Genomic DNA, 13,281 nt, shown 5'->3' with positions numbered 1-13,281 from the left:
AATTAAATTCAAAAATCTTATATTTGAAAAAATATTCAAGCGATATCAGTGAAAGAGGCCTTACACCATAATTTATAGAGGTGTAAGGCTTTTTCTATAAGGGATTACCAAACTTTAATATAATTTTTACCTTTTTTCAAAAGTGTAATCGGCCCTATTGGAGACTTTTCTACTCTCTGCATATCCAACAAATCAGTATTCAGGATCACTTCACTACCATCGGGGCGCTCAAATTCAGCGTCAACGATACGTACCCGTGCTAATGTTGCTGTTGAATGTACTTCACCTAGAAAAACATCGAAATTTTCCGGTAATTCACAGGAAAGATAAACTTCTTCTCCCTTATCAACTATTCTGAAGTTTGGATGAAAGCTTTTGTCAACTATCTTATCTTTTTCTCTTTCAAACGGTTCTGCTCCGGCCAAATACGCATTGTTATTAATATAAACAGGTTGTTCCACCAAGTTAAATATTTCAGCGTCTCCGGGATTTTTGTGCACGTTTTCAATATACTCTTCTAAAGAAGCCGTGTGGTTTTTATAATGGGACGTTCCGACACCTTCTAATCCATCAGCTCCAATGAAAATATTATTATAAAAACGGTCATCACCGCCGTAAATAAAAGAAAAACCTGCGATTTTGGTGCTGTGGGGGAGGTGATACTGTGTAGAACGTGTCATTTCTTTCCAATGATTCATCTTACCGCAGATTAGGTTGTTTATGTAAGCTCCACCCTGTGACACATTGTCCAGAGAATATTCAGAAGCCATTATATTGTGATCAACGATATATGGCCCATGGCTTACTTCAACAAACAAATCGCGATTATTGCTATAAAATAAATTCTTACTAATCCTTGTTCCCTGTGTCTGCCAATCTGACCATAATCCTAAAGAGCAGTCATGGATACGGTTATGATAAATCTGGACATCTATGGCTGCATGGAGCTTGATTCCTGCAATTTCGTGACCGTAGAATTCACGTTTCAGAGCAATATTATATATATGGTTGTGATGAATTTCACTAAATACACCGCCTAAGTGACCCACAATTCCATTTTGACCGCAATCATAAATCGTATTATTACGGATAATATGGGAGCCGATTTTTTCCTTGCACCAGCCATTACGTTCAGCAGAAAAGACAGATTCAAGCTGGTACTGGTATCCGGGTTTGTCTTTCCGGACGGAGCGATAATTATGCCCGGTGGAGGCTTCTTTACCAATACTGATGGCGCTGCATTTTGCATCGTGAAGGATATTGTTTTCAATAATCCAACCCTTGCTCCAATTGGCACCAAGCAGTCCAGGCTGATCCGCTGTCGGAGGTGCCCATGGTGTTGCGGCCTGCGCCATTTCAAAGCCTCTTACTGTAATATAATCAATCCCTGTATCTTGGGGATAGAAACAAGATCTGCGAACGTTAACCTCAACAAATTCTTTGTTCGGATCAGCGCCTTGGAAATTCGCATATATGGTTGTATTATCAGCATTCACTTCTGCAAACCAGACATATTTTGTCTGTTCCTGATTATGAACAGGAACCATTTTTCTTGTCCAGTGGTCCAATACTTCTGTTGTAACCTTCGGATCGATCAGTTGTTCAAAGCGGCTAACTTCATAAAAAGACATACCGTTTAAATAAACGTCTCCTAAATGCTTGGTTTCCTCAATTGTTACGAGCCAATCTCCGGACACTTCAAGAGCATATGGGTTATAGTTACCAAAAAACTCATTCGGCAATACAACCTTCCAAACATTCCCTTCTGCATGCTGCCAACTTTGAATATGCTCAGAGCCTTTAATGATTACTTTTTCACCTTTTGCAGCTTGATAAGTAATTCTTCTCTTGGTGCTTAATCCTTTAAATTTTGGTTTTACCCATTCACGATATACCCCTCCATGGACAATAACCGTGTCTCCTGCCACAGCAGCAGAAGCTGCTTTATTGATTGTCAGAAATGGATCTTCTTGACTCCCCTGGCCGTGATCTGAACCAGTTTTTGCTACGTGATACTCCATAGTCTTATATCCTCCTTTAAATTCAATTTATTTTATTATAGGAAATAATATTTGTTAATTCTATCCAAAATATAGTACACTTTAAGACAATATTAGTGTTCTGGCAAAGGAGAGTTGTATGGTCTTATTTGAAAAACATGGAATGGAGGGGGAAGAATTCTTTCATTTTTTTCCATTGAAGAATTATAGCTTTCCCCTTCATTTTCACCGCGCATATGAAATGATCTATGTTAATGATGGACAGCTATATGTATCCATTGATCAAAAAGAGTATCTTTTGAAGGAAAATGATCTGGTCTTTATCTTTACAAATCAAATGCATGAATTTAAGACCATCGATTACTCTGATATTACAATCATCCTTTTTTCGCCAGAATTGATCGGCGACTTTTTTATGAATTTAAAAGGCTTAATTCCAAATGACAGTGCACTGCATTTGGAGAGAGCTATTGATTTTAGTAAGCTGAATTCAATCTATAGCCAGAAAAGTTTTTTATATGCTGTTTGTGCTGATCTGATAAATCAGAAATCGTTTACCCTAGTTAAGCAATCACCTCAGACAAAGGTGCTCTATAAGATGCTGCTTTATGTAGAGGAAAATTATTCTATTGATTGCACATTAAAAGACATTGCAAAATATCTGCAGTATGACTATCCTTATCTATCAAAGTTGTTTGTCCAACAAATGAACATCACCTTCACAGACTACTTAAATCATTTTCGGATTTCACAGGCATGCTATTTGCTGAAAAATTCCCAGCAGGCGATTGGTGAAGTTGCAATCAAGTGTGGTTATAACAATTTAAGAACCTTTCATCGTAACTTCAAGGAAATAACCAGGAGAGCGCCTAGAGAATATCGAGCAATGGACTAAAGAAGAACGGCATAAGCATAATGTAAATGCGTTGAGCACTTTGTTGACCTTCAGCTTAAACTAGCTGGTGATTATGTTGAAAATATAATCATTAATTCTCAACAATCTTCAGATCATAATTTACGATCCTTCTAATCCAAAGTTTTGCTAGCAATAAATTAGAAAATCCATAAACGCAGCCATCCAATTACCAAGAATTTTTCTACATGGCGCACACCATTTTAAATCGGTTATGTGAACAGGTGCGGCAATCCCTTGTCATCTAAAAGCCGTGATTTACGAGGGCTTATCAGGATATCTGGTGAGTGGTTTCAAAGGGTTCGTTTCCTGTCTGGTCACAGGGCAGAAGCTCACTCGGTTGTGATGCGCTCGGCAACAAAAACGATTCGATTCGTACACAGTATACATCACACAACAAATGTTTTCGGTACGTTTGCTGTGGCAGTATTCACTTCATTCTTAAGGGTCAAGTCGCCAAAACTTAAAAATAGCAAGTCTCTTGCAACTTAGAGACTTGCTATTTTGTGTTTTCGGTTCATTAAATTTTGTGAAAAAAAATAGTTCCAAAGTTATGAATTTTCTAAAAATTTATACTTTTAACAGCAAAGGGCACTGCGGTTGGTACGTCATGTCGGAACGAGGAGATTGATTCAAAAAAATTGGTTGGTAAACTTGAGCTTTGAGTTAATAAAAAAATGTCGGATGACAAAAGCCATGTTGCATTAGGAGCCGCCTAAATGACGGCTTTTTTGTTTTAAGAAATCAAGTTCATGCTCCGAGCCAAGGACAAGAACTTGATTATTCCATTGCCGATTAGATATCTACCTATTTAATGCTCACTATACCGACCATCCAGTTGTCGCAGGAGCAGACGACCTCATTCTGGAGCGGTTGAAGCGAGGTTCGTTGACTGTCAAATAAGAAGCCCTTAGTGAGCTTTTTTTAGACAATTCTTTAATAGATAACCCAATTTATAAATTTATACTGTGCAGCTTTGAAAAAGCTCAATAAACTTCTGAGCTGCTGAAGAAAGGGGCAAGTCTTTTTTGATAGCAATACTTAAAAACCTTTTAGGTATGATTTCTTGGATGGGCACTATGAATAGCTGTTGTTGATCCAAATCGCTGCGAACAAAATCCTCGATTACACACGATATGCCCAAACCTTTTTTAGCAAACTCAATTAACAGTTCCATGGTACTCAGTTCTATTTTAGGTATTACTTTTAAGCCATATGAAGTGAAAAAGTTGTCAATATATTTTCTTGTATTAAGTCCTTTCTGCATGAGAATGATCGGGTAATTTACTACTAGTTCTTTTAAGAATATTGGTTTATCACATATTTCTTTAAATCTCTCACCTACTACAAAACAATCTTGTATTTCTATTTTTCCAATCACCGTCAGAGAATCTCTGCTTCCGTTCAGATTGATGATTCCTATGTCAACTTCGCCTGACTCTAGCTGCTTAATTGTAGAATGAGTAGATTGATCTTTGATATAAATCTCGATATTAGGGTAAGCCAAGGAGAATGTCTCTAGGTATTGCATCAAGAAGTTACTACAAGCTGTTGTGCTTACGGCTATTCTTAGTTGGCCAGCATCTAAATTCCTTAATTCCAAAAATTTTCTTTCAGCCGCCTGTAATAACTCATAGCTTTGTTCTACATATTGATATAATATCTCTCCTTCCGCAGTAAGGGACACTCCTTGTGCCCTTCTATGGAACAACTGTCCACCTAGCTTATTTTCAAGCAGTTTTATGGACTGACTAACTGCCGATTGTGATGTAAATAGTTCCTTTGCCGCATTAGACATACTTCCAGCTTTTACTGTGATATAGAAGATCTTATAGAGTTCATAATTAATATCCATATAAGTATTTAGTATACCTCCTATACTTATTATTAATTTTACTTATTATACTGCGTGAATTATACTCGGGTTGTCAATGATTAATCGATAAATTGAGAAGGTGATCAATCTAGTATTCCCATATTTAAGATATATTATTGACTCATCTGTAGGAGATATTCAATCTTCAGAATTTGAGAGGGGATAATACTGTGAGGCGGGATTACTTTTGCAATGGACACACTTGAAACCGTTCTTTTGGTATTTTCTTTTCTCGTGGTTCTAAAATCGGATAAACGATTTATTGAAGCACTTCGTTCAATTTCAGATTGGCTAATTGATCAAAGTAAGAGAAAGGGGAAAATACATGGCTATCATATTCATAATTTTCGCATTATTGGCAGGAATGGCCTTGCCTACACAATTTAGTGTTAATGCGCAGCTAAGGACAGTGGTGGGATCACCTATTGTTGCTTCGGCCATTTCTTTTACAGTAGGTGCCATCTCATTAATAATCATATCTTTTTTTGTAAAAGGATCGTTGTTCAAAAAAGAATGGTTTGAAGCTCCCTGGTGGATGTGGACAGGAGGACTACTGGGTGCTTTCTATGTATTGGCGACAACCATTCTCATGCCCAGAATAGGAGTAGCAGCTACGGTTGGATACGTTTTAGCTGGACAAATAATCGTGTCGGTGATCATTGATCATTTTGGATTAATTGGTGCTAGTATGCACACTTTGAATATTCCTCGATTATTGGGAGCTCTTTTGGTTATTGCAGGAGTCTTTATCGTACAAAAATTTTAAATACATTTGGGGGAAACGTACATGAGCAAAATAAGAAAAGACTTTCTGTGGGGAGGGGCTATTGCTGCTAATCAAGTAGAAGGTGCACATCGCAGGGATGGAAGAGGGTTAAGTACCGCTGATATTCAGCCGTTTATTCCAGGAGCTGATCCTATTGATCTACATTTTAATAACATGGATTCAGAAACATACGAAAAATACAAACATGGGACATACTATTTCCCTAAGCGCCAAGGAGTACATTTCTACGAACGATACCGTGAGTATATCGATGCGTTAGCAGACATGCATGTAAAAACGTTGCGGTTGTCTATTTCTTGGAGCAGGATTTTTCCGAATGGAGATGATACCGCTCCAAACGAGCAGGGTTTGGCCTTCTATGATCGATTATTTGAGTACATGAAAGAAAAAAATATTGAGCCAATCGTCACGATTTTCCATTATGAAATGCCTTTAAATTTGGTTGAGCAATATGGCGGTTGGACAAACCCGAAACTGATTGATTTCTTCGTGAAGTATGGGGAAACCGTCCTGCAAAGATATCATCAAACCGTTAAATATTGGATCATTATCAATCAAATTAACCTTGTCCACAAAGAGGCATTTGCCTCCCTTGGCATACTGAAAGATAAAGTTGATCATTACGAGCAGTCTCAGTTTCAAGCGGTTCATCACCAATTCGTAGCTTCTGCAAAGATTACTGAGTTTGGCCACAAGCTAAATCCATCCCTTCAAATGGGAATGATGTTGGCCGATACGTTAACCGCCCCTTATTCATGTGAACCTGCAGATGTCGAACTGAATTTCAGACGGAATCGAATGCAATATTTCTACAGCGATGTTCTGATTCGAGGAGAGTATCCAGAATATGCATTGACGTATTTCGAAGACCATGACATCCAGCTGGAAATTACGGAATCGGAGAAAGAGTTGCTTTGGAACAATACAGCCGATTTCCTTGCAGTCTCTTATTACTGGTCAAATACTGTTAAAGCTAGTGAGAATACGATGGACCCTAATTCTACCGTCAAAAATCCCCATTTGAAAGCGAATCGCTGGGGCTGGTCTATAAATGCTTCAGGATTATATCTCTGCATGTCTAAGTATTGGGACAGGTATCATGTTCCCATGATGGTGGCTGAAAATGGTCTTGGATTTAAAGATGTTTTAACAGCGGACAATAAAGTTCATGACGATTATCGCATCGAATACCACCAGGAGCATATTGCAGCACTGAAAGAGGCAATACATGAAGGGGCAGATGTTTTTGCCTATTGTACCTGGGCCCCTTTCGACATCATCAGTGCAGGTACTGCTGAAATGAGCAAAAGATATGGCTTTATTTATGTGGACTATGATGATGAAGGTAATGGAAATGGGCAATTCCATTATAAAGATAGTTTTTACTGGTATAAGCAAGTTATTGATACAAACGGCGAGGATCTTCATAGAACCACCAACGATTAGGATGAGAATCACTAAATGATGAAGGCACCGCCGGATCATTTTGTATCGTTTTTGTAATACGGTATGTGGAAAATGGTCCGGGCATTTATAATAGGGGGGACAACTATGAGTTATCAAAAATTGGCAAAGGATATTCTGGATGGCGTAGGAGGAAAAGAGAATGTAAATGCGGTGTGGCATTGTGCCACTAGATTGAGATTTAAATTAAATGATGTGAGTACTGCAGATACCAAAAAGATTGAAAACACAGATGGGGTCATTACCGTCGTCAATAGTGCCGGACAGTATCAGGTGGTTGTTGGTAATTCCGTTGCTCAAGTCTATGATGCACTAACATCATTACCTGGAATGGCATTACATGCTTCTAGCAACAATGAAAGCGCTTCAGAAAAAAGAACTGGGAAATTTAATCCTGTCAGTCAGTTGATGGATTTTGTTTCGGCCGTATTTACGCCATTTCTGGGAGCCTTGGCTGGATCCGGAATTTTGAAAGGCATTCTAGCTTTATTTACAACAATGAACTGGATATCGACTGACAGTGGTGCGTATAAAATATGGAATGCAGCAAGTGATGCCATTTTCTATTTTTTGCCGATTTTCTTGGCATTTACTGCGGCCAAGAAGCTTAAAGTCAACCCATTCGTAGCCGTTTCGTTAGCTGGTGCACTCATTCATCCGTCTTTAGTAGAGATCGTATCCAATTCACAAACGATTGATTTCTTTGGCATACCGATCATACCAATTACGTATACGGCGTCTGTGTTTCCCATTCTGTTGTCGATTTGGGGCCTCTCTTACTTGGAACCTTTGTTGAACAAATTCTTTCCGGAATCAATTCGTAATATGCTAACCCCTCTGGTTTCTCTAGTTATCATGTTGCCTCTAACTTTGGCTGTTATCGGCCCTCTAGGCACAAAGATCAGTGACCTGTTCGCCATGGTATTGTTAGCAATCTTTGGTTTCTCCCCATTACTTGCTGGGTTGGTTTTAGGAGCGTTCCATCAGTCGATTGTCATTTTCGGAGTCCATTGGGCGCTGATTACGCTGATGATAAACAATGTCGCTAATCAAGGATACGACCAATGGTTGCCAATTGTATGTGCAGCCGTACTTTCTCAAGCAGGTGCTGCTCTAGGCGTATTTTTGAAAACCAAGGATGCCAAAATCAAAGGCCTATCGGGTTCTGCAGCAATCACAGCCATTTTTGGTATCACTGAACCGGCAATTTACGGCGTAACCCTTAAATTAAAGCGTCCATTCTACTGTGCAATGATCGCTGCTGGTATTGGAGGCGCTGTTATTGGATCGTTTGAAGTACATGCATCCACATTTACATTTCCTAGCTTGTTGGCTATTCCAACTTATTTAGGCCAAGGTTTCATTGGAGAAGTCATCGGATTAATTATTGCATTCTTTGGAGCCGTCATTTTAACTTATTTCTTCGGTGTTTCGAATAAGAGTGTGACGAATTTGAGTGATCAAGCAAATCCAAACGAGGTTATGGTACCTGTGAATGGCCAAATTGTTCCTTTAAGCAGTGTAAGCGATGAGGTGTTTGCTTCTGAAGCGATGGGTAAAGGAGCAGGGATTGTTCCAATTAGCGGAATTGTTACAGCTCCGGTAAACGGAACGGTAAGCAGCGTGTACAAAACCGGGCATGCGATTGGCATTGTATCTGATTCCGGTATAGAACTTTTGATTCATATCGGTATTAATACTGTGAAATTAAAGGGACAACACTTTAAACCATTGGTTAAGGAAAATGATAGAATTGGCATTGATGACAAATTAGTTGAGTTTGACTTGGAGCAAATTAAGGCTGCGGGTTATGATTCTACGGTAATGGTTATTGTTACGAATTCATTTAATTATGATCAAGTGCATGTGAATCTGGAGGATCCAAATTCAAAACAGTTATTACATGTGATTCCTGCAAAACCTAGCGTTTCTTCTTCAAATTTGGTTTAACACAGGACAGCATGGATTTGATCTTGGAAGTAAATTGAAAAAACGTATAACAGCCAGCTATAGCTATTATAGCTGGCTGTTTTTAGTAGATAGTTCTGTTGCTAACGAAGAAAAGGATTAAGAAATTACGAATGCTTGGGTAGTTCAGCAAAGTATTGGACAATAAGGTCTCGAAATAGCCTTATCGACTTCGAGAGGTAATGAGTCTGCTTCTAGGACAATGTAATTCAAAGCCTCTAGAACACGTTCAGCACCAATTGCAAATATGAACCACATCTGTTGTTCCTCCAACACTCATAACGAAAAATTTTAATGCAAACGTGCTTAGTAGTCTCCCCTTCGAAAAGGTATTAGCCGAATGGTGAACAGAATGTTTCTGTAGACTGAAGATCCTTTAGTATGAATTTCAAGTGTTCTCTAGCTGATTGATTCAATGGTTGTAAGGGCAAAGGAAGACTGGGACTTGAGATCAAGCCACTTATTTCTGCTGCTGCTGAAATAACGCGAAGGCTGCCATATTGACGAAATAACGACCAAAGCGGTTCAAGTAGCGCCGAGAGTTGTTTCGCTTCTTCAGCAAAACCGGACTGGGCCAAACGGGTCATTTTTTGGCACGCCCTTGGAAACAAACCACCAAGAACTGAGTACCATACTTCACAGCCTGCATCCAAGCCAGTGACTGCGGATGAGTCTCCACTTACTCCTATAGTTACATGGGGAGGAATGGCCGTTCGCAGTTTTCTAATGCGTGCCTTGGCTGCTTCAGGATCAGAAGGCACTCCAGGAATCTTGATAGAACGAACGTTAGGCAGCTCAGCAATCCGACCGTGCAACTCATCACTGAAATGAAAATGTGTAGTCCCCGGATTATCATATACGCAGAGCGGAATAGAGAGCGAGCTTGTCACCTGTTCATACAACGAATATACCTCTTCATTTGTTAATGCCTGGTAAGAAACAGGAGCTAACAGCACTGCGCTTGCTCCTGCTCTTTGTGCATCTTCCGCTAATCGAAGTACTTCAGAAGTACGAATCGCACTTATACTTGTCATCACGGGAATCCCCTCAGATGAATGGACAGCAAGTCGAAGCACACGTAAACGTTCTTCTCGATTAAGATATGCATAATTTCCAGTTGAACCCAATGCACCAATTGAGTCTACACCAGCTGCAACTAATCGTTGAATTAGTGTCACAAATGCTTTTTCGTTAATACCTGCCTCGTTAACTGGGGTGAGTGGAAAAGCAGATAATCCACAGAACATAAAGCTACACTCCTTTATTAATTGACCTTCAAAATACAAACACATTATAAAAATGAATTAGACACAATTAAAGTACCAATTGAGAGACAAATAACAGTACCAATTCTTCTAGACAAACTTAAGATCGAAACAAAGAGATATGAGCATCAAGCTTCAGTGTCAACTTGGATATTACATCTTTTAACAGATCAGGTTAATTGAGAAACATAAAAAGCATTCTATATAGAATGCTTTTTATGTTTCTCATGATTTAGTGATGTATCAGAGTGTGTTAATATGCGGTCAAGTACTTTTTCAGTAAGTGGCATAAAGTAATTGAGTATTAGCCCCCCTAAACAAACGGTTAACAAAGTTCCAATGCCAATGGGTCCATTTAAAATGACTGCTATGATCAAGAATATAAGATAGATGAGTGTTCTCGAAAAAAATAGATTTGTTCTAGTTAATTCTTGTATGATTAATGTTAATCGGTCAACTGGAATTGGTGCAAAATTTGTCTGTAAATATGTTGCAGTTCCTAATCCTACAACAACTAAACCAATTCCAAAACAAACAACTTTGCTGTACCATAGTTCAGGTGCTATCAAATTGTGTAATAAAAAAAGCCACATATCAATACCAATACCCGTTATAAATGCTGTTAACAACCCCAAAACTTCTGGTCTTTGTCTTTTCAAAAGCGAATTACAACATATCAATATTATAGCTATTATGATTTCCCAACTTCCCACAGTAAGCCCCACATTTATGGACAGTCCTACTAAAAGTGCATCAAAAGGCGAAGTCCCAAGGTCTGATTGTATAGTGAACGAAATTCCAAGGGATAATATAAAAATTCCTAATACAAAAAAAATATATTTCACTTTACTCGACCTCTTTAATATATTTTTTTTGTTGCAAATGCAATAAAAATAAGGTAAATTCAATATATATCATTTTTATTGCATTTGCAATAAAATAGGTGCGAAGGAGTTAACTATGAAGGAAGTACTTCGTGAAATTGGAATGATCGCAAGGGCATTAGATTCTATAAGTAATATCGAATTTAAAGAATATGACCTTACAAAAGGGCAGTATTTGTACCTTGTGAGAATATGTGAAAACCCAGGAATCATTCAAGAAAAGTTAGCTGAGATGATAAAAGTAGATCGAACAACTGCATCTCGTGCTATAAAAAAACTTGTAATTAATGGATTTATTGAAAAGAAAGAAGATAACCATAACCAAAAAATTAAAAAACTCTATCCAACAGATAAAGGGAACAATGTTTATCCTTTTATAAAAAGAGAAAATGATTATTCCAATAACGTTGCATTAGAGGGATTTTCGGAAAGAGAAGTAGAAACCATTTTCAATCTTCTTCAAAGAGTGAGAGAAAATATAGGGGAAGACTGGGAATTTGTAAAAAAGGGGAACAAGAGAAATTATTGATTTACATGAAGGAGCGATACATTAAGTGACTGTAAAAATAATAAAGTGCAACCGTGAAGATTTACAAATACTCCAAGAAATAAGTATTGAAACATTTAATGATACTTTTAAAGATCAGAATTCACCTGAAAATATGAAAGCTTATCTAGAAAGAGCATTTAACTATAAGCAGTTGGAGGAGGAATTGTCCAACGACTCTTCAGAAATCTTTTTCATCTATTTTAATGAAGAACTTGCTGGATACTTAAAGGTAAATATGAATGATGCCCAATCCGAAAAAATGGGTGATGAGTCGCTCGAAATTGAGAGGATTTATATAAAAAACAAATCTCAAAAACATGGGCTTGGCAAATATCTGCTAAATAAAGCTATGGAAATTGCGATTGAACATAATAAAAAGAAGATCTGGCTCGGTGTATGGGAAAAAAATGAAAACGCCATTGCTTTTTATAAGAAAATGGGGTTTGTTCAAACTGGCGCACACTCTTTTTATATGGGTGAAGAAGAACAAATTGATTTCATAATGACCAAAACAATAATATAAGTTTAGGATGATATACGAATTCTTATTAATTTTATATTGTGATTTATTAACTAATGTGTATAATGTTAACTATAATTGAATTCAAAAATGTTTTCTAGGGTTCCGCGATGTAATATCGGCTGGTCCGAGAGAAAACTCACAGTCGTCGTACTGTGCCACGGAGGGATAAAAGCCTGGGAGAAAAACTGCTGTATGCAGTATTCTCTCAGGCTTTTTTTATTGCTGCTATAAATCCATACTACATTTGCAGCATTATCAAAAAGGAGGAAGCACAGAATGAACAAGACATGGTTATCTGTTGTAATTGCGGCATTATTTGAAGTTGGATGGGTCATCGGCCTGAAACATGCCAGCGGATGGTTAGAGTGGGGGGGCACTTTAGTTGGAATTTTAGTAAGTTTCATACTCATGATTATGGCTTCCCGTACGCTTCCGGTAGGTACGGTGTATGCAGTGTTTGTCGGGTTGGGAACGGCCGGCACTGTATTGGCAGAAATTTTGTTGTTTGATGCTGAGGTACAGGGATCTAAATTGTTGCTAATCGGGGTGCTTCTGCTCGGAGTTGTAGGGCTCAAAATACAGAGCAAAGAGAAGAAACAAGGAAAAGAGGTGCACTGACGTATGAACTGGGTATTTCTAATTTTGGCAGGCGTATTTGAGATGATGGGAGTTCTTATGATTAATAAGCTCCATAAAGATCGGAATTTCCTGTCTGCTTTTTACTTGCTTGCAGGCTTTGGATTGAGCTTCTTGTTTCTATCCCTGGCCATGGAAACACTACCCATGGGAACGGCCTACGCTGTCTGGACCGGTATTGGGGCTTCTGGCGGGGCCATATTGGGCATGATCTTTTACAGTGAACCGCGTAATACCGCGAGAATTCTGTTCATTGCGATGGTACTCGGTTCAGCAGTTGGCCTAAAGCTGGTAAGCTGATTAATGATGGAATTAGACATACTGGTCATCTTAGAACAGCAGCGAACTATCTGAATGCTTATGGGCTATCATTAAATTTAAAAATAGAAAGAAAAGACCAGCGTGCAGACAAAGT

Annotated in this window: 12 protein-coding genes and 1 riboswitch; of the genes, 8 read left to right on the top strand and 4 right to left on the bottom strand. The window is 38.3% G+C overall.

The genetic code is table 11. From position 1 onward, the window contains the following. Positions 1-104 precede the first annotated feature (104 nt). A complete protein-coding gene (locus MKX59_RS15005) occupies positions 105-2,021 on the bottom strand; it encodes a right-handed parallel beta-helix repeat-containing protein (RefSeq protein ID WP_279833690.1) in 1,917 nt (638 codons plus the stop codon). A gap of 118 nt (positions 2,022-2,139) precedes the next feature. Here MKX59_RS15005 and MKX59_RS15000 point away from each other — a divergent pair, with 118 nt between their 5' ends. Further along, on the top strand, positions 2,140-2,895 hold the full coding sequence (locus tag MKX59_RS15000) for a helix-turn-helix transcriptional regulator (RefSeq protein ID WP_340858505.1): 756 nt from the start codon (positions 2,140-2,142) through the stop codon (positions 2,893-2,895). Between the two features lie 979 nt (positions 2,896-3,874). Here MKX59_RS15000 and MKX59_RS14995 read toward each other — a convergent pair. After that, a complete protein-coding gene (locus MKX59_RS14995; protein ID WP_023988631.1) occupies positions 3,875-4,768 on the bottom strand; it encodes a LysR family transcriptional regulator in 894 nt (297 codons plus the stop codon). Positions 4,769-5,114: 346 nt separating this feature from the next. Here MKX59_RS14995 and MKX59_RS14990 point away from each other — a divergent pair, with 346 nt between their 5' ends. The 3 genes from MKX59_RS14990 to MKX59_RS14980 all read left to right on the top strand — a co-directional run bounded on the left by MKX59_RS14990 (position 5,115) and on the right by MKX59_RS14980 (position 8,990). Further along, the gene (locus MKX59_RS14990; RefSeq protein ID WP_023988632.1) at positions 5,115-5,555 is read left to right on the top strand and encodes a DMT family transporter; all 441 of its coding nucleotides are present in this window, start codon (positions 5,115-5,117) and stop codon (positions 5,553-5,555) included. 21 nt (positions 5,556-5,576) lie between these two features. Beyond that, positions 5,577-7,022: a glycoside hydrolase family 1 protein gene (locus MKX59_RS14985; RefSeq protein ID WP_028541273.1), complete on the top strand. Its 1,446-nt coding sequence runs from the start codon at positions 5,577-5,579 to the stop codon at positions 7,020-7,022. Positions 7,023-7,127: 105 nt separating this feature from the next. Next, entirely contained in the window at positions 7,128-8,990 is a 1,863-nt protein-coding gene (locus MKX59_RS14980) for a beta-glucoside-specific PTS transporter subunit IIABC (protein WP_076265366.1), read from the top strand. A 350-nt stretch (positions 8,991-9,340) separates the two neighbouring features. On the opposite strand, the gene MKX59_RS14975 is transcribed toward MKX59_RS14980, so the two are convergent. Continuing rightward, positions 9,341-10,255, bottom strand: a complete 915-nt coding sequence (locus MKX59_RS14975) for a dihydrodipicolinate synthase family protein (protein WP_023988636.1) — start codon at positions 10,253-10,255, stop codon at positions 9,341-9,343. Between the two features lie 218 nt (positions 10,256-10,473). Next, positions 10,474-11,118: a YczE/YyaS/YitT family protein gene (locus MKX59_RS14970; RefSeq protein ID WP_023988637.1), complete on the bottom strand. Its 645-nt coding sequence runs from the start codon at positions 11,116-11,118 to the stop codon at positions 10,474-10,476. A gap of 115 nt (positions 11,119-11,233) precedes the next feature. On the opposite strand from MKX59_RS14970, the gene MKX59_RS14965 reads away from it, so the two are divergent. The 4 genes from MKX59_RS14965 (at position 11,234) to MKX59_RS14950 (ending at position 13,166) form a co-directional block, all read left to right on the top strand. Continuing rightward, the gene (locus MKX59_RS14965) at positions 11,234-11,686 is read left to right on the top strand and encodes a MarR family winged helix-turn-helix transcriptional regulator (protein ID WP_023988638.1); all 453 of its coding nucleotides are present in this window, start codon (positions 11,234-11,236) and stop codon (positions 11,684-11,686) included. 25 nt (positions 11,687-11,711) lie between these two features. Next, positions 11,712-12,230, top strand: a complete 519-nt coding sequence (locus MKX59_RS14960) for a GNAT family N-acetyltransferase (protein ID WP_071558729.1) — start codon at positions 11,712-11,714, stop codon at positions 12,228-12,230. 83 nt (positions 12,231-12,313) lie between these two features. Further along, positions 12,314-12,412, top strand: a riboswitch (guanidine-I (ykkC/yxkD leader). A gap of 94 nt (positions 12,413-12,506) precedes the next feature. After that, positions 12,507-12,848, top strand: coding sequence for a DMT family transporter (locus MKX59_RS14955; protein WP_023988640.1), 342 nt, complete (start codon positions 12,507-12,509; stop codon positions 12,846-12,848). 3 nt (positions 12,849-12,851) lie between these two features. Beyond that, positions 12,852-13,166: a DMT family transporter gene (locus MKX59_RS14950; RefSeq protein WP_023988641.1), complete on the top strand. Its 315-nt coding sequence runs from the start codon at positions 12,852-12,854 to the stop codon at positions 13,164-13,166. Positions 13,167-13,281 lie beyond the last annotated feature (115 nt).

This window comes from Paenibacillus sp. FSL R7-0340 (assembly GCF_038002205.1).
Classification (GTDB): domain Bacteria; phylum Bacillota; class Bacilli; order Paenibacillales; family Paenibacillaceae; genus Paenibacillus; species Paenibacillus polymyxa_B.
Note: the sequence above shows the minus strand (reverse complement) of the source record. Positions and strands in the feature narration are given on the sequence as shown.

Coding starts and splice junctions, on each gene's coding strand:
- MKX59_RS15000 (WP_340858505.1), top strand. CDS start 2,140: ATGGTCTTATTTGAAAAACATGGAATGGAGGGGGAAGAATTCTTTCAT.
- MKX59_RS14995 (WP_023988631.1), bottom strand. CDS start 4,768: ATGGATATTAATTATGAACTCTATAAGATCTTCTATATCACAGTAAAA.
- MKX59_RS15005 (WP_279833690.1), bottom strand. CDS start 2,021: ATGGAGTATCACGTAGCAAAAACTGGTTCAGATCACGGCCAGGGGAGT.
- MKX59_RS14985 (WP_028541273.1), top strand. CDS start 5,577: ATGAGCAAAATAAGAAAAGACTTTCTGTGGGGAGGGGCTATTGCTGCT.
- MKX59_RS14955 (WP_023988640.1), top strand. CDS start 12,507: ATGAACAAGACATGGTTATCTGTTGTAATTGCGGCATTATTTGAAGTT.
- MKX59_RS14990 (WP_023988632.1), top strand. CDS start 5,115: ATGGCTATCATATTCATAATTTTCGCATTATTGGCAGGAATGGCCTTG.
- MKX59_RS14980 (WP_076265366.1), top strand. CDS start 7,128: ATGAGTTATCAAAAATTGGCAAAGGATATTCTGGATGGCGTAGGAGGA.
- MKX59_RS14975 (WP_023988636.1), bottom strand. CDS start 10,255: ATGTTCTGTGGATTATCTGCTTTTCCACTCACCCCAGTTAACGAGGCA.
- MKX59_RS14965 (WP_023988638.1), top strand. CDS start 11,234: ATGAAGGAAGTACTTCGTGAAATTGGAATGATCGCAAGGGCATTAGAT.
- MKX59_RS14950 (WP_023988641.1), top strand. CDS start 12,852: ATGAACTGGGTATTTCTAATTTTGGCAGGCGTATTTGAGATGATGGGA.